Origin of the sequence: Nocardia sp. NPDC051756 (genome assembly GCF_040681495.1) — a bacterium.
Classification (GTDB): Bacteria; Actinomycetota; Actinomycetes; order Mycobacteriales; family Mycobacteriaceae; genus Nocardia.
On record NZ_JBFAYV010000005.1, the window covers coordinates 669,355 to 689,046 of the forward strand.

Genomic DNA, 19,692 nt, shown 5'->3' on the forward strand with positions numbered 1-19,692 from the left:
TTTCGGTTCTCCTGGAGTCGAGTGTGGAATTGCTTGCGGCCGTCGAGGTTTCGATGGCCGCCGGGTCCGTCAGGTCAGTGGCCCATGCCCATGCCGCCGTCGACCGGGATGATCGCGCCGGACACGTAGCGAGAGTCCTCGGAGGCCAGGAAGCTGACCACGGCCGCGACGTCTTCGGGCTGGCCGAGCCGCTGCAACGGGATGAACTTCTTGGCCATGTCGCGCATGTCCTGCGGCAGCTCCGCGGTCATGTCGGTCTCGATGAAGCCGGGTGCGACGACGTTTGCGGTGATCGAGCGCGAGCCGAGTTCACGGGTGATCGAACGCGCCAGACCGACGACACCGGCCTTGGATGAGGCGTAGTTGATCTGGCCGGGGCCACCGCCGAGGCCGACCACCGAGCCGAGGAAGATCATCCGGCCCCAACGCGCCCGCAGCATCGCGCGATTAGCCCGCTTGGCACAGCGGAACGCACCGGTCAGGTTCGCGTCGATGACCCGGGTGAACTGCTCCTCGGTCATCCGCATCAGCAGCGTGTCATCGGTGATGCCCGCGTTCGCGACGAGCACCTCGACCGGCCCTTGCTTCTCCTCGACCTCGGTGAAGGCCGCATCGACCGAAGCACTATCGGTCACATCGCATTTCACGCCGAGCATGCCTTCCGGCGCGCCGGATCCACGATGCGTGACGGCCACCTTGTGACCGTCGGCCAGCAGCCGCTGGGCGACCGCGAGCCCGATGCCGCGATTACCGCCGGTGACGAGGACGGACCGGGATGTGATGTTCGACATGACGATCAACCTATCTGGTGAGGTTCGGACGCCGCGCCTTGGCTCTACCCCTTGGTAGATGCCACAAGTCGCATGGCGTTACGGCAGGCGTTGACGATAAAGCAATCCGGTGACGACGCCCGCGGCGACCAGCAGCATGCCGAGCAACAGCCACGGCCTGCTCGCATCACCCCTGGTCATCTCGTAACCGATCTGCTGTTCGAGGGTGTCGTAGACGGCGGTCAGTTCCGCGAGGCTGGACGCGGTGTAGAAATCGCCGCCGGAGAGCTTGGCGATCTCGCGCAGCGAGTCGTTGTCGACCGGCACCTTGACCCGCTGGGAACCCTGTCCGTCCTGGTCAGGGATCTCCACCGACCCCCATTCGGTGCCGAAGGAGATCGTCGACACCGGGATGTTCTTGTTCTTGGCCAGCCGCGCGGCGGTGAAGCCGTGGCGTGGATTGTCGATGTCCTTGTCGTCCGGCACGGTCTGCTTGCCGTCCGACATCAGCACGATGCGCGCGGGCGGCGGGGTCTCCGCGCCGCCGAGCACGGAGGCCAGGGTGTCGATGGAATTGAGCGCGGTGAAGATGCCCTCACCGGTCGCGGTGCGCTCGGCCAGCTTGATGTTGTCGATAGCGGCCTTGACGGCTTCCCGGTTGGTGGTCGGCGAGACCATCACCGAGGCGGTGCCGGCGAAGGTGACGAAGCCGAGGTTGATGCCGGGGGTGAGCCCGTCGACGAACTCCTTGCCCGCCTTCTGCGCCACCTGCAACCGGCTCGGCGGCACGTCGGTGGCCTCCATGGACAGCGAAACGTCCATCACCAGAATGACGGTCGCGCGGTTGCGCGGCACCTTCTTGACCGCCGTCGGCCCGGCGGCCGCGACGGTCAGGAAGACCAGGCCGACCAGCATCAGCGCGACCGGCACGTGCCGGAACTGGCTCGGCCGCGACGGGGCGACTTTCTCCAGCAGCTCCATGTTGCTGAACTGCAGCATGTGCTTGTGCCTGCTGCGCTGGACCAGGATGTAGCCGAGCGCGATCAACGCGACGACGGCCAGGAAACCGAGCCAGATCTGCGCGGTGAAATGCGAAATACTCACTGGCGTGGCACCCGCCCGGTCGGGGCGCCCAAGCTGTGGCGCCGGGTGGACACGAACCGGACCACGTCGGAGATCCAGTCCCGATCGGTCTGCAGGGTGAGTACCGGTGCGCCGCAACTGCGCAACGCCTCTTCGACCTGATTCCGGTGCCGTTGCGCGGCGGCCGCGAAATCGGCGCGCAGCGTGGGGGTCACGCTGAATTCGCGGGTGCGCCCGGTCTCCGGGTCGTGCAGCACGACGTCGCCGACGTCGGGCAGCGACAGGTCGCGCGGGTCGAGCACCTCCACCGCGAGCAGGTCGTGGCGCGCGGAGATGGCGCGCAACGAACGCTGCCAGTCGATGTCGCCGAGGAAGTCGCTGATGATCACCGCGAGGCCGCGCTTGCGCTGCGGGCGGCGCAGCGATTCGATGCCGCCGCGCAGGTCGCCGCGCACGCCGTCGCGGGCGTGCGGGGTGGTCGCGATGCTGCGCAGCAGCGATTGGGCGTGCACCCGGCCGCTGCGCGCGGGTACCCGGACCAGTTCCTCGCCGGTCGCGACGACGGCGCCGATCCGGTTGCCGCCACCGCTGGTGAGGTGGGTGATGGCGGCCGCGGCGGCGATCGCCAGGTCGCGCTTCTGGCACAGCGCGGTGCCGAAGTCGAGGCTGGCCGACAGGTCGACGACCATCCAGGTTTCCAGCTCCCGGTCGGCGATGCTCTGCCGCACGTGCGGATGGGTGGTGCGGGCGGTGACCGACCAATCCATCTGCCGCACATCGTCACCCGGCTGATAGGTGCGCGCCTCGCCCGGCTCGGAGCCGGGTCCGGGAATCAGGCCGAGGTGGTCGCCGTGCAGTACACCGTCGAGCCGGCGGCGCACGGTGAGTTCGAGGGTTTTCAGCGCCGCGGTCAGCCGCGGGTCGGTCAGCTCGCCCGCGTGGAAAGACGGCGGAGCGTGCGAAGACCTTGCCGCTGGGGGATGGTAGGGAGGCGGAGCCGACTGGGGGTGGGTAGACACTGCGGGAAGCGGTTCCGGTGCCGCGGTCACTTGTTCTGGACGTTGCCGGCGGGCTGGGACTGCTGCCCGTTCGGCGGCTGCGGAACTGCCTGCGGCACACCCTGCTGCTGCGGCTGCTGGGCCGGCTGCGGCGCCGGTCCGTTCTGCTGCGAAAGCTGTTGCGGCGCACCGGAACCGGCGGGCGGCGCGGCGGGCGCACCCGGGGCGACGGCCTGCGGGGCGACCTGCGGCATGCCGACGGTCTGCAACACCCGCTTGATCACTTCCTCCGGGCTGATCTCGTCGGCCAGCGCGTCGTAGGACAGCACCAGACGATGACGCAGCACGTCCGGGATGACCTCGACGACGTCCTGCGGCACCACGTAGTCGCGGCCGCGGATCAGCGCGACGGCGCGGGCCGCGGCGATGATGCCGAGGCTGGCGCGCGGCGAGGCGCCGTAGGCGATCCAGCTGGCCACGTCCGGCATGCCGAAGTCGGCGGGCTTGCGGGTCGCCGCGATCACCCGGACCACGTAGTCGACCAGCGCGTGGTGCACGAACACGGTGGCCGCGACCTTTTGCAGGCGGACCACGTCTTCCGGGGTCAGGATGCGCGTCGCCTCCGGCGGGGTGACACCCATCCGGTAGATGATCTCGCGCTCCTCCTCGACCGAGGGGTAGTCGACGACCACCTTGAACAGGAAGCGGTCGCGCTGCGCCTCGGGCAGCGGGTACACGCCCTCGCTCTCGATCGGGTTCTGCGTCGCCATCACCAGGAACGGGTTGGGCATCGGGTAGGTCTTGCCGCCGATCGAGACGTGCCGCTCGGCCATCACCTCGAGCAGCGCCGACTGCACCTTGGCGGGCGCGCGGTTGATCTCGTCGGCGAGCACGAAGTTCGCCACGACCGGGCCGAGCTCGGTGTCGAATTCCTCGCGGCCCTGCCGGTAGATACGCGTACCGATGAGGTCGGTGGGCACCAGGTCCGGGGTGAACTGCACCCGGGAGAACGAGCCGCCGATCACCTTGGCGAAGGTCTCCACGGCCAGCGTCTTCGCGATGCCGGGCACGCCTTCGAGCAACACGTGACCACGCGCGAGCACGCCCACGAGCAGTCGTTCGACCAGCCGATCCTGGCCGACGATTACCCGCTTGACCTCATAGATCGCCTTCTCCAGGGTCTGGACGTCACGCTCCAGGGTGTCGGGCGTGGACGCTGGCGCATCTTTCGCCAATTTCGCCCCGCTCACACCGTCTGTCGAAGTCACCAACATCCCCGCTTTCGCCTTGGTCCTGTGCGTGCTGCCACAACTATTCCAGGTAATGGCCGTATGTGCCGCAACCGGACCCGACATGAAGGGAATTCAAAGCTTTCAGATGTCCGGTTCGGTCGATCCGCGGCACGGCGAAGGATAAACGTCAGCTGACGATCCGCACCGCGTACGGCATGATGCCACCCTCGCGCACCGACGTCACCCGGACGACCTCGCCGGACTCCGGCGCCTCGATCATCTGCCCGTTGCCCAGGTACAACGCGACGTGCTCGCTGGCGTTGGCGCCCCAGAACAGCATGTCGCCGCGGGCGCGCTGATCGACCGGCACGCGAGTGCCCGCGTTGTACTGGTACCCGCTGTAGTGCGGCAGCGAAACCCCGATCCCGGCAAAGGCATAGATCATCAGGCCGGAGCAGTCGAAACCGATTTTGTTGAAATCGCCGAAGCTGTCGGCGACGCCGCCGTCGCGAATGCCGTAGGTCGGGCCGTCCTCGTCGCCGCCACCCCAGGCGTAGATGACGCCGAGCTGAGACATGGCGCGGTCGACCACCGTCTCGACCGCCGCGGAGCCGCCGACCGACGGCAGGCTCGGACGCGGGGTGCTGCGGCGCGGTGGTGGCGAGTTCTCCATTTGGGTATGTGGGCGCTTGCCGTCGCCGAGTTGGCCGGCCCGGCCCTGCGCGTTCTGGTCGGCGGCGGCGCGGGCGGCGGCGGCCGCGGCCGCGGCGCGCACCGCGGCCTCTTCGGCCTTGCGCTGCTGCTCCCAGTTCAAGTAGGCGTCACGCTGTCCTTGTAATCCGGCCACGTTCTGTCGGGCGAAGTCCAAGCGGCCCTGCGCATCCTGGCGCTGGCGTTGCAGGTTGTCCCGCTGCACCGTCTGCTGGTCGAGCGCGGCCTTGGCGGCGACCACCGCGTGCTCGGCGTCCTGCTTGGCCTGGTCGGCGGCCGCGGCGGCCGCGTCGGCGTCCGACTTCGCTTGGCGCGCACTGGAATTCTTGTTGCCCTGGTCGATCTGCGCGCGGCGTAGGCCGTCGAGGACCTGCTGCTGGTTCTTCGAGACCAAGGATAGGAGCTGGGCCTGGTCGAGGGCGGCGGCGGGCGTGGCCGCGGCTAGGTAGACGACCATGGACTCGGCCGCGGGGCGGGTGTAGGCCTGGGCGGCGAACTGGTCGAAGTTGCGCCGGGCCGCGCCGACTTTCGTTCCGGCGTCGGCCAATTCGCGCTGGGTGTTGTCGACGACGACGGCGGCCGCGTCGGCGGCGTCGCGCGCGTTCTGCAGGTCGACGAGCGCCTTGTTCACCTCTTCGCGCTTGCGGGCGACCTCGCTGTCGAGCTGCTGTAACTGCTGGTCGACCACCGCGACCTGATTGATCAGCCCGCCGACCTCGGTCACGCCGGCATCGACTTGGGCTCCGGCACCGGCGATCTCGCCGTCACTCGGGTTCGGCGGGGCGGGCGGCACCGCGGCGGCGGGTCCGGCCAGGACTACCGCGACCGACACCAGCAACCCCAGAGCGATCCCCAGCGGACGCCGATAGGCGGCTTCGCCGTTGTTGCGCATCGCACCTCCCAAGGACCCGACTCCGGCTACGCCCCACGAGCACCAACCGCACCTACATGCTCGATGGTGGGCAGATAACCCTTGACCACACTTCTTCCCCATCGGTAACTACACGACCGTACGACACTCGAGTCACCAAAGGAACTCCAGCCACAGAATGACAGGCGCGTAATTTTGCCTTTGCCTGGAAATAGCCGGATGTGGCAAAGGTTTCCGAGCGGTATTACATACCGGTCGTCAGGGAAAGTAGCTGGTTAGCAACCAGCTATACGGTGGAGGCCCGATCGCCGTCCGAATCTGAAACACTCACCGGCGTGGCGGGTTCGGCACGCCGACGCGACTTCACGAAGTAGAGCCCGATCACGACCGCGGCGGTACCCGCGAGCAACACACTGGCGATCGTGGTCCAGGAGACAGCCTCCGGCTGCTCCAATTTGGCCACGAACTGTTGTGCCGCCTCGGCGGAGTGTCCGCCGTTGAACTTCGCCTTGTCCTCGGCCCACTCGAGCCGGACCCGGGAGATGGAGTCGCTGTAGGTGCCCGCCCAGTCGTCGCTCAGCACGAGAACGGTGCCCTGCTGGTCTTTGCCGATCGTGGTGGCCAGATCACGCAGGCTTTCGTGGCCGGGAGCCCCGGGCACGATCACGATGTTCAGCGGGATTCCGTGCGCGTTCGCGTCGGCGGCGACCGCCGCCAGCTCGGTCTGATCCTTGCCGTCGAGCGTGGCGACGTGATTGTCGGCCAGGTCGGCGTTGATGGTGGTGACGGTGTCCTCGGTGACGTTCGGCGGCAGGCCGGCGGCCATGGGGGTGAAAACCGAGGTGTGCGAGACGGTCATCTTCCATCCGGTCTGTCGAGCCGCATCGGCATCCGAAGCGACGTGCATCCAACACTGCTGGGTGAGCGCAACGCCACCCGGCTGGCTCCGAAAGCACAGTACGCGACGGAGAGTCGGTGCACGCGCAGACGGCACGCGACGCGCCCCCGCGCGGCTGTGTGCGCGGCCCTGGCGCAGACTGAGCGGGCGGGGCCGATGCGCTCACAGGACAAGCGTACTGTTAAGGTCGTAGCGCGAGGAACCGGCGCAACTAGTGCCGGAGCACCTGCAAAGACTCGGTCGCCGGCACAGCCCCGCCGACGGCCAACCCTCACAGACGAGTGGAGCTGACGTGACGACAAGTATCGATACTTTCGGCGCCAAGGGCACCCTCGAGGTCGGAAGCAACTCCTACGAGATCTTCCGCCTCTCCGCCGTGCCCGGCACCAAGAAACTCCCCTACGCACTCAAGGTCCTCGCGGAGAACCTGCTCCGCACCGAGGACGGCGCGAACATCACCGCCGATCACATCCGCGCCATCGCGGACTGGGACGCCTCGGCCGAGCCGAGCATCGAGATCCAGTTCACCCCGGCCCGCGTGATCATGCAGGACTTCACCGGCGTGCCCTGCATCGTCGACCTCGCCACCATGCGTGAGGCCGTGCAGACCCTCGGCGGCGACCCGGACAAGGTCAACCCGCTCGCGCCCGCCGAGATGGTCATCGACCACTCGGTGATCATCGACGTGTTCGGCCGCGCCGACGCGCTGGAGCGCAACGTCGACATCGAGTACTCGCGCAACCGCGAGCGCTACCAGTTCCTGCGCTGGGGCCAGGGCGCGTTCGACGACTTCAAGGTCGTCCCCCCGGGCACCGGCATCGTGCACCAGGTCAACATCGAGCACCTGGCCCGCACCGTCATGGTCCGCAACGGCCAGGCCTACCCGGACACCTGCGTCGGCACCGACTCGCACACCACGATGGTCAACGGCCTCGGTGTATTGGGTTGGGGCGTCGGCGGAATCGAGGCCGAGGCGGCCATGCTCGGCCAGCCCGTCTCCATGCTGATCCCGCGCGTCGTCGGCTTCAAGCTGACCGGTGAGATCAAGCCCGGCGTCACCGCCACCGACGTGGTGCTCACCGTCACCGACATGCTGCGCAAGCACGGCGTGGTCGGCAAGTTCGTCGAGTTCTACGGCAAGGGCGTCGCCGAGGTGCCGCTGGCCAACCGCGCCACCCTGGGCAACATGAGCCCCGAATTCGGTTCCACCGCAGCGATCTTCCCGATCGACGAGGTGACCATCGACTACCTGCGCCTGACCGGTCGCAGCGACGACCAGCTCGCGCTGGTCGAGGCGTACGCCAAAGAACAGGGCATGTGGCACGACGCCGAGCACGAGCCGGTGTACTCGGAGTACATGGAGCTCGACCTGGGCGACGTGGTCCCGTCGATCGCGGGCCCGAAGCGTCCGCAGGACCGAATCCTGTTGTCGGACTCCAAGACCGCGTTCCGCAAGGACATCCACAACTACACCAACGACGCGGAGAGCGGCCCCGCCGCCGCCACCCCGCACACGCACCTGGACGAGGCGATCGAGGAGTCCTTCCCGGCCAGCGATCCGGCCGTGCTGTCCTTCGCCGACGACGACGCGGTGCTGGTCCCGTCCGCCGCGAACGGCGCCGTCGGCCGCCCGAGCAAGCCGGTCAAGGTGTCCTCGGAGGAGTACGGCGACTTCGTGCTCGACCACGGCGCCGTGGTGGTCGCCTCGATCACCTCCTGCACCAACACCTCCAACCCGTCGGTCATGCTCGGCGCCGCGCTGCTCGCGCGCAACGCCGTGGACAAGGGCCTGACCTCCAAGCCGTGGGTCAAGACCTCCATGGCGCCGGGTTCGCAGGTCGTCAACGACTACTACAACAAGGCCGGCCTGTGGCCCTACCTGGAGAAGCTCGGCTTCTTCCTGGTCGGCTACGGCTGCGCCACCTGCATCGGCAACACCGGCCCGCTGCCGGAGGCCGTGTCCAAGGCGATCAACGACAACGACCTCTCGGTCACCGCGGTGCTGTCCGGCAACCGCAACTTCGAAGGCCGCATCTCCCCCGACGTGAAGATGAACTACCTGGCCTCGCCGCCGCTGGTCATCGCCTACGCGCTCGCCGGAACGATGGACTTCGACTTCGAGCACGACGCGCTCGGCCAGGACGCCGACGGCAACGACGTCTTCCTGAAGGACATCTGGCCGTCCTCGAAGGAGATCGAGGAGACCATCGGCACCGCGATCAGCCAGGACATGTTCATCAAGTCCTACGCCGACGTGTTCAAGGGTGACGAGCGCTGGCGCGGGCTGGAGACCCCCGAGGGCAAGATCTTCGACTGGGACGCCGACTCCACCTACGTGCGCAAGCCTCCGTACTTCGACGGCATGCCGCAGAACCCGGAGCCGGTCACCGACATCTCCGGCGCCCGGGTGCTCGCCCTGCTCGGCGATTCGGTCACCACCGACCACATCTCCCCCGCGGGCAACATCAAGGCAGGCACGCCGGCCGCGCAGTACCTCGAGGGTCACGGCGTCGAGCGCAAGGACTACAACTCCTACGGCTCGCGTCGCGGTAACCACGAGGTGATGATCCGCGGCACCTTCGCCAACATCCGGCTGCGCAACCAGCTGCTGGACGACGTCTCGGGCGGTTACACCCGCGACTTCACCCAGGACGGCGGCCCGCAGGCCTTCATCTACGACGCCTCGCAGAACTACCAGGCCGCGGGCATCCCGCTGGTCGTGCTCGGCGGCAAGGAGTACGGCTCGGGTTCCTCGCGTGACTGGGCCGCCAAGGGCACCTCGCTGCTCGGCGTCAAGGCCGTCATCACCGAGTCGTTCGAGCGCATCCACCGCTCGAATCTCATTGGCATGGGCGTCATTCCGCTGCAGTTCCCGGCCGGCGAGTCGGCCGCGTCGCTGAAGCTGGACGGCACCGAGACCTTCGACATCGAGGGCATCACCAAGCTGAACGAGGGCACGACGCCGAAGACCCTGAAGGTCACCGCCACCAAGGAGAACGGTGAGAAGATCACCTTCGACGCCGTGGTCCGGATCGACACCCCCGGTGAGGCCGATTACTACCGCAACGGCGGCATCCTGCAGTACGTGCTGCGCAACATGATTCGCGGCTGATCACGCACACGCCGTTAGTCGAGGGTCCGCGCACCGCGTTTTCGCGGTGCGCGGACTTCTCACACCTCGTGGAGGAGCACGCCCGCTATGCCCAAAGTCAGTGATGATCACCTCGCCGCCCGGCGCAGCCAGATTCTCGACGGGGCGCGGCGCTGCTTTGCCGAATACGGGTACGAGGGCGCCACGGTCCGTCGGCTGGAAGAGGAGATCGGCCTGTCCCGCGGCGCGATCTTCCACCACTTCCGGGACAAGGACGCGCTGTTCCTTGCGCTGGCGCAGGAGGATGCCGAACGGATGGCCGACGTCGCGGCCAACCAGGGCATCGTCGGGGTGATGCGGGACATGCTCGCCCATCCCGAGCAATTCAATTGGCTGGGAACGCGTTTGGAGATCGCGCGGCGATTGCGTACCGATCCTGAGTTCCGTGCGGGGTGGACTCAGCGGTCGGCGGAGTTGACCGCGGCGACGTTGGCTCGGCTGGAGCGGCGCAAAGCTGCGGGGGCGTTGCGCGATGATGTGCCTACCGATGTGTTGCTCGGGTATCTGGATCTGGTGCTGGATGGATTGATTGCGCGGATCGCGTCGGGGCATACCAACGAAAACCTCACTGCGGTACTGGATCTCGTCGAAGCTTCGGTGCGGCGCCGCGACTGAGCTCGCCACTGTTGCGCCGATCTAGCTGAGCCGCAACACTTCTGATTTCCCGCACCGAGATTTGCATGCGATTCTCGGTGCGGGAAATCAAGAATAGTGCGGGAAATCAAGAGGCGTGCGGGTTCTCAGCAGGGGCGGGTATAGGGCACCGACGGGAGCAGGTTGCGCCACTCGTGTTCGTCGAGCATGGCGGACGAGAAGGAGCAGAGCTTTTCGGCGACTGCGGCGGGGTCGGTGTACCAGAGGGTGGAGAGCTGGTCGCCGACGCCGAGCAGGCGGGATTCGTCGGCGGGGTCGAAGCGCAGGAACCAGGTCCAGCCGATTTTGGCCTCGATCGGGTCGCCGTGTGCGCGCAGGTGGGACGGGTCGGTGATGTCCCAGAGGCGGGCCGTTTCGTCCGCGCCGCCGGAGGCGAGGCGGTGGCCGGACTGGTCCATTGCCAGCGTTCGGAGCGCGGCCGTGTGGGCGCGGACCGCGTCCAGTTCGTGGGCCGTTGCCGGATCGGTGATGTCCCACGAGCGGATCATGCCGCTGTCGTCGCCGCTGAACAGGGTTTTGCCGTCGGGCGCGAAGAGCAGGGCGCGGGCTTTCGCGCCGTGCAGGTCCAGCGTGACCGCGGCCGACTTTCCCGGATCGGTGATGTCCCACAGGTGAATTCGCGCATCGTCGTCGGCGGCCGCGACCAAGGGGCGGTCGGGAGCGAAGGCGGCCAGGTCGAGTTGGCGGTCGCGGCCGATGGCCAACGGCCCACCGAGCGGACGCGGGGCGGACCGGTCGGAGACGTCCCACAGTTGCAACGATCGGTGGCCCACGCCGGTGAGCAGCCGATCTCCCTTCGGGGCGAAGGCGATCGGCTCGGTGGCGGGCACCGCGCCCAGCGGTGCGGGGCGGGCCCGGTCGGCCAGACTCCACAGCCGGACCTCGTCGGCGCCGGTGGTGGCCATCAGGGTGCCGTCGGGCCGCAGGGCCACCTGCGTCCCGTGGCGATCCGGCGGGCCGGCCCGCACCTCGCTGAGCATCGAACTGAGCAGCGGGGTGCCGGTATCCCACACGGCCACTTCACCATCGCGGAATCCGCTGACCAGCGTCTTGCTTGCCTGATCGAAGCCGAGCGAGGTGAGCGAGCTGGCGAACACGATGGGCAGGCGCGCCCCCGCCTGGCTCCAGGTGCGCAGCTTTCCGTCGGCGCCCGCGCTGATCGCGGTGGTGTTCGTGACGACCACCAGTGATTGCAACGCATCGCTGTTCACCAGGTCCAGGACGACGGGTGACACGCGATCGAGGCGGCTGGTGTTCCATTCCCGGGCGGTGCCGCCGGAGTCGGTGACCACGAGCGCGCGTCCGTCGAGCCAGTACTGCAGGCCCGAAATCGGTACGGGGCGAGTCTGTTTCCGGTCGACGAGCTGGGGTCGGTCGCGGTCGCGGGCGTCCCAGAAGAGCAGTTGGCCGTCGGCGGTGCCCGCGGCGAGCCGGCCGAGGGCGCCGAAGGCGATGGCCTGCACGGCTCCCCCGCTGTCGAGCGGGATGCCCACCGGGCGTGGCTGTTCGGGGTCGTCGACGGCCCACAGGCGCACGGTGTGGTCGTCGCCCGCGGTGGCGAGCACCGGTGCGTCCGGTGCGAGGGCCATCGTCTTGATCGCGGTCGGGTGTGCGCCGAGGACCGCGCCCAGTCGCCGAATGGCTTGTGGTGCAGCGATATCGAGGAAGGCAAGGGTTCCGTCGTCGCCGCCGACGGCCAGTGTGCGATTGCCGGGCAGGAAGGCGACGGTGGTGAGCGGGGCGGCGTTGTCGAAGGTTCCGGCCAGGCTCGCCTTGTCCGGCTCGTGGATGTCCCACAGTCGCAGCGTGCCACCGGAATCGAGGCTGGCCAGCATGGTGCCGTCCTGGTTGAATTCGACGGATTCGACCGCGCCTCGGTGTCCGCTCAGGGGTGGTCCGATCTGGGTGAGCGCGCTGGGATTCGAGATGTCCCAGAGCTTTACCAGGCCGTCGTCACCGGCGGTGGCGACCAAGCGGCGGCTCGCGCTGAATGCCAGGCGGCGGATGGGACCGTCGTGGGCGGCGGCCGTGACGAGTTCGATCGGTTGCACCTGGGCGGCCAGCAGGCGAGCGCGGGCGGCGGGATCGTCCGGGTTCAGGCGGTAGGCGGCGAGTGCGAGTTGGGTGGACAGCACCGGGTCGGCGTTCTCGACGCGTTCGGATTGGTCGACGAGTTGGCTGAGCAGCGTGTCCTTGTGCTCCTGCGTGACGGTCGCGCGTTGACCGACCACCACGACCGAAAGCACCAGCGCCATAACGGTGAGCACGCCCACGGCGGACAGGAAGACCCGCCATCGGATGGTGCGGGCGCGGTGCCGAGCCTGCGACACCGAGACGAACTCTCGGGCGAGCCGGTTCGACGATTCCGTGCGTCGCATCCATCCGGTCGCGTTCTCCAGCCGAGTCTTGGTGTACAGCAGCGATATCGGCCGTTCCATCCGCGCCCACTCGCGGGCATCGGCCTCGATGCGCTGCCGGTCGGCGGCGAATTCCCGTTCCTCGGACAGCCATTCGGCGAGTCGGGGCCAGCCGGTGAGCAGCAGCTCGTGGACCAGCTCGATATCGTCGTTGTGCTGCACCAGGATCCGGCCCGCGATCAGCTTCGCGATCGCGGCGCGGGCGGCTTCCGGATCCGCCGATTCCTCGATCAGCAGTTCGACGGGCATCCGGTTGCGCACCACGGTGGTCGGTTCGGTGATGGTCAACGCGACCAGGACCTGCCGGGCGGTCACCTGCTCGCGTTCGGCGAGCTGGGACCAGACCGACTCGCAGCTGATCGCGCAGGCCCCGCTCAAGCCGCCTGCTTCTCGATAGCCGTCGACGGTCAGCGCACGGCCGTGCCGATTCGCCCAGGTCATGGACAGGGCCAGCGATAGCAGCGGCAGCCGGACCGCGCTGTTCGCCTGGATGGCGCCGAGATCCTGCAACACCACCTCGACCAGGCTGTCGTCCACCCGCAGGCCGGTGGCCTCGGCGGGGCGGACGATCACCTCGCGCAGCTCCGGCAGGGTCATCGGGTCGAGCAGCATCGCGTGCTGACGCAGCGGTTCCACCGTCCACGAGTACCGCAGGAAGGCGTGCAGCAGCTCGTGCAGGAAGGCGATGTCGAACGCGGCGACGACGGTGGTCGGCGGTTCGGCCGCGGGGTCGGCCAGGGCGGTCAACTTACGCAGGAACTGTTGGCGCAGTGCGTCATCCGTGCACAGCGTGAACAGCTCCTCGCCGTGATGGATGAGCAGCAGCGTGCGGGTCGAAGGCTGGTCCGCCAGTGCGGCGGCCAAGGCGGCCACCGGGTCGTGGCCGGGCGACATGGTGATCGGCGTGCGCGGTCCCGGCACAGCGTGTAATCCGGCGGCGAGCAGGGATGACTTGCCGATGCCGGACGGGCCGAGCAGTAGCGCCGCGGCCGGTCGCTCGCTCGACTCGACCGCCGAAATCAGGTCGAGCAGGCGGTGTTTCGCGTCGGCGCGGCCGAAGAACAGATCGCTGTCCTCGACCCGGTACGACTGGAGACCGCGGTAGGGTGCGCGATCGGCGTCCATGCCCGGCGGTTCGACCTTGGCCGCCTCCCAGTCCTGGTGCCAGCGTTCCAGATCGAGCAAGGTGGGGTCGATCCGCGGGTTGTCCGGGGTTCGCCGGCGGGCGTCCGCGATCAGGACCTCCAGCACCGGACGGACCGAGTCGAACACGGCCGGCGTGCGCTGGCCGCGTCGCCAGTCGCTGATCCGCTGGAAGGTGATCTTGCTGGTGCCCTGGGGGAGGCGGGCGTTGGCGGCGCGGACCACCGACTTCAACGGGGGGCCGCCGGCCGCGGCGAACAGGTCGCTGAGCCGGTCGGCGAACAGGCGGCGGCCTTCGGCTCGGCTCGGGGCGGCGACGTTTCGTTGGTCGACCACGGGTGGTTATCCGCGGGTGGGCGTCGGGTTGGGACAGACCAGCGAACCGAACAATCGCATGTTCACCACCATGGGGTCGGGTGTCCAGGAATTGCGGGCTGAGCTGAGGAAACGCTGGGGCCGTGAGCCGGTTCCAGCGATTTGTTGAGCATACCAGTCGGTATGTTCAGTGCGGGTCCATCGCATCGGGGGTGGCGCGCACCGTGATCACAGTGCGCGCCACCCGTTCGCTATGACCGCACCAGGAGCACGGCGAACTGCACCGCGGGGACGAATCCCAGGGCCGTCGCCAGCATCATGCCGACGCCGATCGTGAGCCGCCGATGGCGCGACCACCAGCCGACGTGGTCCACGTCCCGAGAGACAGCTACGGCATCCTCGGCGTTCCGCGAGTAGTAGCCGAAACCGATTGGCGCGGAACTGATATCGAGCAATCCCGCAGGACTGGTATCCAGATTGGGGTTCATCTCGAACTCCTATGTTCGTCGTATTCCATTGCGAGCGAATGATTCCGGTCGGCGGACCGATCAGACCGTCACCAGTTGGCGGTCACTCGCGCCTAGCCCTTCCGGCGCGCCGTTATCGATCTGCGGCGCAATGGAGTTGGTGTATGCCGTGCCGTATGCCCGGGGGCCTACCTGTGGTGCGGGCTCGATGTACTGCCGCGGTGCGGGTTCCGAGTACTGCCAGGGGGCAGGTTCGGCGTATTGCCGCGGTGCGGGCTCCGCGTACGGTGCGGGCTCGCTGTACTGCCAGGGTTCGGCGTACGGCTGTGGTGCCGGCTGAGCGTACGGCTGCGGCGCGGGTTGTGCGTACGGCTGCGGCGCGGGTTCGAGATACGGCTGCGGCGCGGGTTGTGCGTACGGCTGCGGTGCGGGCTCGGAGTACTCCCATGGCTGGGGGTACGGAGCGGGCTCCGCGTACGGCCTGGGCTGGACCTGCGGGGCAGGCTCGCTGTACTGCCATGGCTCGACGTAGGGTCCGGGCTCGATTCGCGGCGCGGGCTCGCTGTACTGCCACGGTTCCACTCGCGGAGCAGGCTCGGAGTAGGGCCGGGGCTGGATCTGCGGAGCGGGCTCGCTGTACGGGCGCGGGGCCGAGTAGGGCCGGGGCTCGACCCTCGGCTCAGCGTACGGCCGGGGCTCGAACTGCGGTGCCGGCTCGCTGTACGGCCGCGGGGCAGGTCCGATGTACGGCCGGGGCTCCACCCGAGGCTCGGTGTAGGGCCTCGGCTGAACCTGCGGAGCGGGCTCGCTGTACGGACCCGGTTGCGTGCGCGGGCCGGTCTCGCCATAGGGCGACGGCGCTGTGCGCGGGCCGGTTTCACCGTTGGGCGAGGGGGCAGCCTGCGGGCCGGGCTCACCGTAAGGCGAGGGCGCCGAGCGCGGGCCTGTCTCACCGTTGGGCGACGGTGCTGTGCGCGGGCCGGTCTCACCATTGGGCGAAGGCGCTGTGCGCGGCGAAGATTCGCCGAACGGCGTCTGCGACGGACCCGTCTCACCGTAAGGCGACGGTGCCGTACGAGGAGCGGGCTCCCCGAAAGGCGACGGCGCGGTCCGGGGTGCCTCGCCGAAAGGCGAAGGGGCAGTGCGCGGTGCCTCACCGAACGGAGACGGAACTGGACCTGCTTCGCCGTAGGGCGAAGGAGCCGGAGCACCAAATGGCGTAGGAGCCGGGGCATTCGGCGACGGCGCACCGAACGGCGACGGAGCGGGGGCATACGGCGACGGTGCACCGAACGGCGACGGAGTCGCCTGACCGTAGGGCGACGGAGCCGGGGCGCCAAACGGGGACGGAGCCGGACCCACCCCGCCGTAGGGCGAAGGCGCCGGGGCACCGAACGGGGACGGCGTGCTGCGCGGGACCTCGGGTGCGAATCCGGTCAGCAGCGACCCGATCAGCTCCTCGAAGAGCGCGGCGCCCTCCATCTCCTCCAGCAACGGGATCGTCAGGAACAGCATCGACAGCATCCCGAGCGTCAGCAGCACCACGAACGCGGCGGGCACGCCGAATTCGAGCAGCGGAACGCCGATCACCGTCACCAGTCCCAGACCGACGGCAGCCGTAGCGGCCGCGGCCGAGCCCGCCATCAACGTCCCGATCAGCAGCGTGCCGACCGCACCGGCGATCATTCCGCCGACCACGAGCAGCGCGGCACCGCCACCTGCCATCAGTCCGGCGAGCGCGCCGAGCACGAACACGCCGAACCCGAGCACCTCCGGCAACGCGAACAGCGCGCCACCGAACAGCACCGCCGCACCCAGAGCAAGCGCCCCGAGCACCTCCGGCGCCGCCAGCAATGCACCACCGAACAGAACGGCAGCACCCAAGCCGAGCACGCCGAGCACCTCCGGCGCGGCCAACAGCGCACCACCGAACAGCACAGCGGCACCCAGACCGAGCACCCCCAGCACCTCCGGAGCCGCGAGCAACGCGCCACCAACCAGCACGGCCGCACCCAGCGCGAGCGCGCCGAGCACCGGTACCGCGATCGCGATCTCGAACGGCAAGGCCAGCACTTCGAGGCCGGCGAGCACCGCACCGATGCCGAGAACCGCGGGAATCGCGATCGGGGCGAGCAGGATTCCGCCGATCGCGAGTGCGCCGATGATCTCCGGCGCGGCGAGCACGGCCAGCGTCCCGGCGGCACCCAGAGCCAATGTTCCGAGAAGCAAACCGCCGCCGATAATCATCGGCAGATCGAGGAACGGCAGCATCGCGTCGTGCCTGCCGAGCAGGCCGCCGTCGTTGAGCATGCCGCGGGCAGCCGTCGGGTTCAGCAGCGAGCCGAGGCCAACGGCGGCCGGGTCACCGACAAGCCGTCCCAGGCCAATAGCCAAGCCCTGCAACGAATCCCCACCACCTGCGGCCTGACCGAACAACGGATCCAACAACGAGCCAAGGTCAACAGCGGCGGGGTCACCGGCAAGCCGTCCGAGGCCAGCGACCAAGCCCTGCAACGAGTCTCCGCGACCCGCGCCCTGACCGAGCAGCGGATTCAGCAGCGAGCCGACGCCGGCGGCCGGGTCACCGATGACCTGGCCTCCGCCAGTGGCCAAGCCCTGCAACGAATCCCCTCCACTCGTCGCCTGACCGGACAACGGGTTCAGCAGATCGCGCAGCGCCTCGGCCGGATCAGGCCCGGTCGTCGGGAAGCCGAACAGGCTGCGTGCCTGGTCCGCGACGTTCGCCAGCGGTGCGCCGAGCAGGTCGCGACGAACGCCGGCCTGCTCGATTGCCTCGTCGACGAACACGAGCAGATCCCGGACCGGCTGACCGAGCGGCCCACTCGGCACCGCCGCGTCGGCCAGTTGGCCCAGATCGGCGGTGTCGGCGAGTCGCCCGGCGGCCAGTGCCAGCTCGGCGATCGGCAGCGGCGTCGCGACGGTCGGGTCGGCAGCGGCCGGGTCGTCGGAGGTCAGACTTGTGGGCAACGCGGAGAGCAGAGGCTCCGGCGCGGTCAGGTCGTGGATCATCTCGCCCGTGCCGACGGCCTGCGGGACGGCAGGCACCGGACCCAGCGCGGCCAGCGCCTGGCCGAGCACGCTCTGCACGACCGGACCCCACGTCGTCGCGAGGTCATCGAGTTCGGGCACCCCGGTGGGCGGCGGCACCGAGTCGCCGAACTCGGTCACCACCCGGCGGATCTCCGGCACCGCGAGGGAGACCGCCGAGTTCACGCCGGAAACGAGGTCGCTCGGGTTCGCGGGAACCGGTGGCGGTGGCGGCGACTCCGCCGCCGCCTGACCGGTCGACAACAGGACGGTGGCCAGCGAGGCGACCGCGGCCGCCGCGTAGCGCCCCTTGCGGTGCCGCGCGCCGGGCGCGGTCACCCGACGACGTTTGTGTGTTGCAAACATACGAGGACCTTTCGATCGAGGTGATGCAGCGAGTACGCGGCCGGATCGGGCCGGGCGGGCAGAACTCGCGCCGATCTCTTCGAATGGGGACGGATTCGTCGATCGGACCGGTCCGAGGCACCGGTCGCGCGAACCGTCCGTGACCACAAACCGGCGATTCCGGCGGTGGTCGTAAGGCGGACGAGGATCGCGCCGCCGGCGTCGCGAGAGCACAGATACGCGCGTTGTTCGACGCCTGCGCCCCGCGGGAACGGCGATCTCGACCCGGGTGGACAGGCCGCGGAACACCCGCCCGACGGCGGGTCGTGCACCGGTCGCACGGCGGACGGTGAGCGCAGTACGACCGACGCACGTGCGGTAGCTACTTTTCCGCATCTCTCGTAACTGGTCATGCTTCCAGGTTTGGGAAGCGACCCGCGGCCGTCAATGGACAAAAAGGTCTCATTGGACATCCGACCAGCTAGGCTGGCAGATTGCACCTTTCCGCCGCGGAATGCGTTTACGGGATACTGACGGTCGCTACTCTTGACATGCAGCTTTCAGCGACTGCAAAAGTTCACAATCGAAGATCTAGCGACACTTTGGCTATCTTTTCTCGGCGCGCAGCGAACCCTGAGAAACGCACCCACTTCCCCGTCGGGCAGCTCGATGAACCCGATTTCAGAAGTTGTCGTTGATGTACTCGGCCGCGTCGGTCGTCCACAGATGATCGGTGCCCGGCATGTTGTGCCCGGAGTACAAAACGTGCTGACCGTCCGGCCATGGCGTCAGGTACCCGATGAGCCCGCGGACGGCCGTCGCATACCGATCGAGGTTCGCGATCGGATCGTGCATCAACCATTCGAGCAGTTCCGCGAAGATCAGCGGACCGAGGTTGCCGATCCGCGCGCCCTCCAGGAACGAGAACGGCGAAATGCCGACGTCGATGAAGCGCAGCGGCGAATCGGCGGGCGCGGCGGTGATGATGTCGCCCGGATTGGCGTACTCCCGGACGGCGACCACGGCCGGCCACCCGCCGCGCTGACCGTGCAGGCCGTAGGTCGACGGCGGGCAGAGATTCCCCACCGACTGACCCGCCCGGCGCAGCGGGTTGGCGATGTTCACCGCGAACGCGATCTCCAGCGGCGACCCGTCGGTGTTCTTGTACTTACCCGAGCGCACCCCCTCCAGAATGTGGCTCGCGCAGATCCCGCCGAGCGAATAGCTCAGCAGCCCACAAACATTCGGCGAATCCTGGATCGCCTTGACCCCCGCGGCAGTACCCAACCGCACCGAGGTGTCCAGCGAGGACCCCCACACATCCGGCGACGGCCCGACCGAGGCGGGCCAATTCGGTTCGAAGAACGAGAAGCGTTCGGTATCGAGCAGTTTGGTGACGTCGTAGAGCATTCCCGCGGGCGCACCGTTCGAGTTCCGCGGCTCGCCGGTTCCGCGGAGGGTGATGCTGTCGATCATCGTTGGTCTCCTAGCCCACCACACCGAGGATTTCGGCGCAGAACCCCACGGTAGGCCCGCTGCGCGGCCATTGTGTGAGTAACGAACTACTCGATTCGGTCACCGACCCCGCG

Annotated in this window: 12 protein-coding genes; 2 read left to right on the forward strand and 10 right to left on the reverse strand. The window is 68.5% G+C overall.

The genetic code is table 11. The annotated features are described in order from the left end of the window. Positions 1-74: 74 nt before the first annotated feature. From fabG1 to AB0M22_RS25090, 6 genes are all read right to left on the reverse strand, one after another. Positions 75-791 carry a 3-oxoacyl-ACP reductase FabG1 gene (fabG1, locus tag AB0M22_RS25065; RefSeq protein ID WP_364731320.1) on the reverse strand — a complete coding sequence of 239 codons (717 nt, stop codon included), beginning with the start codon at positions 789-791 and terminating at the stop codon, positions 75-77. Between the two features lie 78 nt (positions 792-869). Continuing rightward, positions 870-1,874, reverse strand: coding sequence for a VWA domain-containing protein (locus tag AB0M22_RS25070; RefSeq protein ID WP_364731322.1), 1,005 nt, complete (start codon positions 1,872-1,874; stop codon positions 870-872). Then, on the reverse strand, positions 1,871-2,872 hold the full coding sequence (locus tag AB0M22_RS25075) for a DUF58 domain-containing protein (protein WP_364731325.1): 1,002 nt from the start codon (positions 2,870-2,872) through the stop codon (positions 1,871-1,873). The genes AB0M22_RS25070 and AB0M22_RS25075 overlap by 4 nt, the downstream gene beginning before the upstream one ends. Before the next feature lie 26 nt (positions 2,873-2,898). Then, entirely contained in the window at positions 2,899-4,125 is a 1,227-nt protein-coding gene (locus AB0M22_RS25080) for a MoxR family ATPase (RefSeq protein ID WP_364731328.1), read from the reverse strand. 145 nt (positions 4,126-4,270) lie between these two features. Then, complete coding sequence (locus AB0M22_RS25085; protein WP_364731331.1) at positions 4,271-5,686, reverse strand: NlpC/P60 family protein; 1,416 nt, start codon at positions 5,684-5,686, stop codon at positions 4,271-4,273. 265 nt (positions 5,687-5,951) lie between these two features. Then, positions 5,952-6,524 carry a DUF6676 family protein gene (locus AB0M22_RS25090; RefSeq protein ID WP_364731335.1) on the reverse strand — a complete coding sequence of 191 codons (573 nt, stop codon included), beginning with the start codon at positions 6,522-6,524 and terminating at the stop codon, positions 5,952-5,954. Positions 6,525-6,855: 331 nt separating this feature from the next. Between AB0M22_RS25090 and AB0M22_RS25095 the strand changes: the two genes are divergently transcribed. Next, complete coding sequence (locus AB0M22_RS25095) at positions 6,856-9,675, forward strand: aconitate hydratase (RefSeq protein ID WP_364731338.1); 2,820 nt, start codon at positions 6,856-6,858, stop codon at positions 9,673-9,675. Positions 9,676-9,762: 87 nt separating this feature from the next. Beyond that, complete coding sequence (locus AB0M22_RS25100) at positions 9,763-10,329, forward strand: TetR/AcrR family transcriptional regulator (RefSeq protein WP_147132001.1); 567 nt, start codon at positions 9,763-9,765, stop codon at positions 10,327-10,329. 125 nt (positions 10,330-10,454) lie between these two features. Here AB0M22_RS25100 and AB0M22_RS25105 read toward each other — a convergent pair whose 3' ends face one another. The 4 genes from AB0M22_RS25105 to AB0M22_RS25120 form a co-directional block, all read right to left on the reverse strand. Next, positions 10,455-14,264, reverse strand: a complete 3,810-nt coding sequence (locus AB0M22_RS25105) for an AAA family ATPase (protein ID WP_364731341.1) — start codon at positions 14,262-14,264, stop codon at positions 10,455-10,457. Positions 14,265-14,494: 230 nt separating this feature from the next. Then, positions 14,495-14,731 (reverse strand): hypothetical protein, encoded by a 237-nt coding sequence (locus AB0M22_RS25110; protein ID WP_364731344.1) that lies wholly within the window; start codon positions 14,729-14,731, stop codon positions 14,495-14,497. A gap of 60 nt (positions 14,732-14,791) precedes the next feature. After that, positions 14,792-18,124, reverse strand: coding sequence for a hypothetical protein (locus AB0M22_RS25115; RefSeq protein ID WP_364731346.1), 3,333 nt, complete (start codon positions 18,122-18,124; stop codon positions 14,792-14,794). 660 nt (positions 18,125-18,784) lie between these two features. Further along, a complete protein-coding gene (locus AB0M22_RS25120; RefSeq protein WP_364731349.1) occupies positions 18,785-19,579 on the reverse strand; it encodes a hypothetical protein in 795 nt (264 codons plus the stop codon). Positions 19,580-19,692 lie beyond the last annotated feature (113 nt).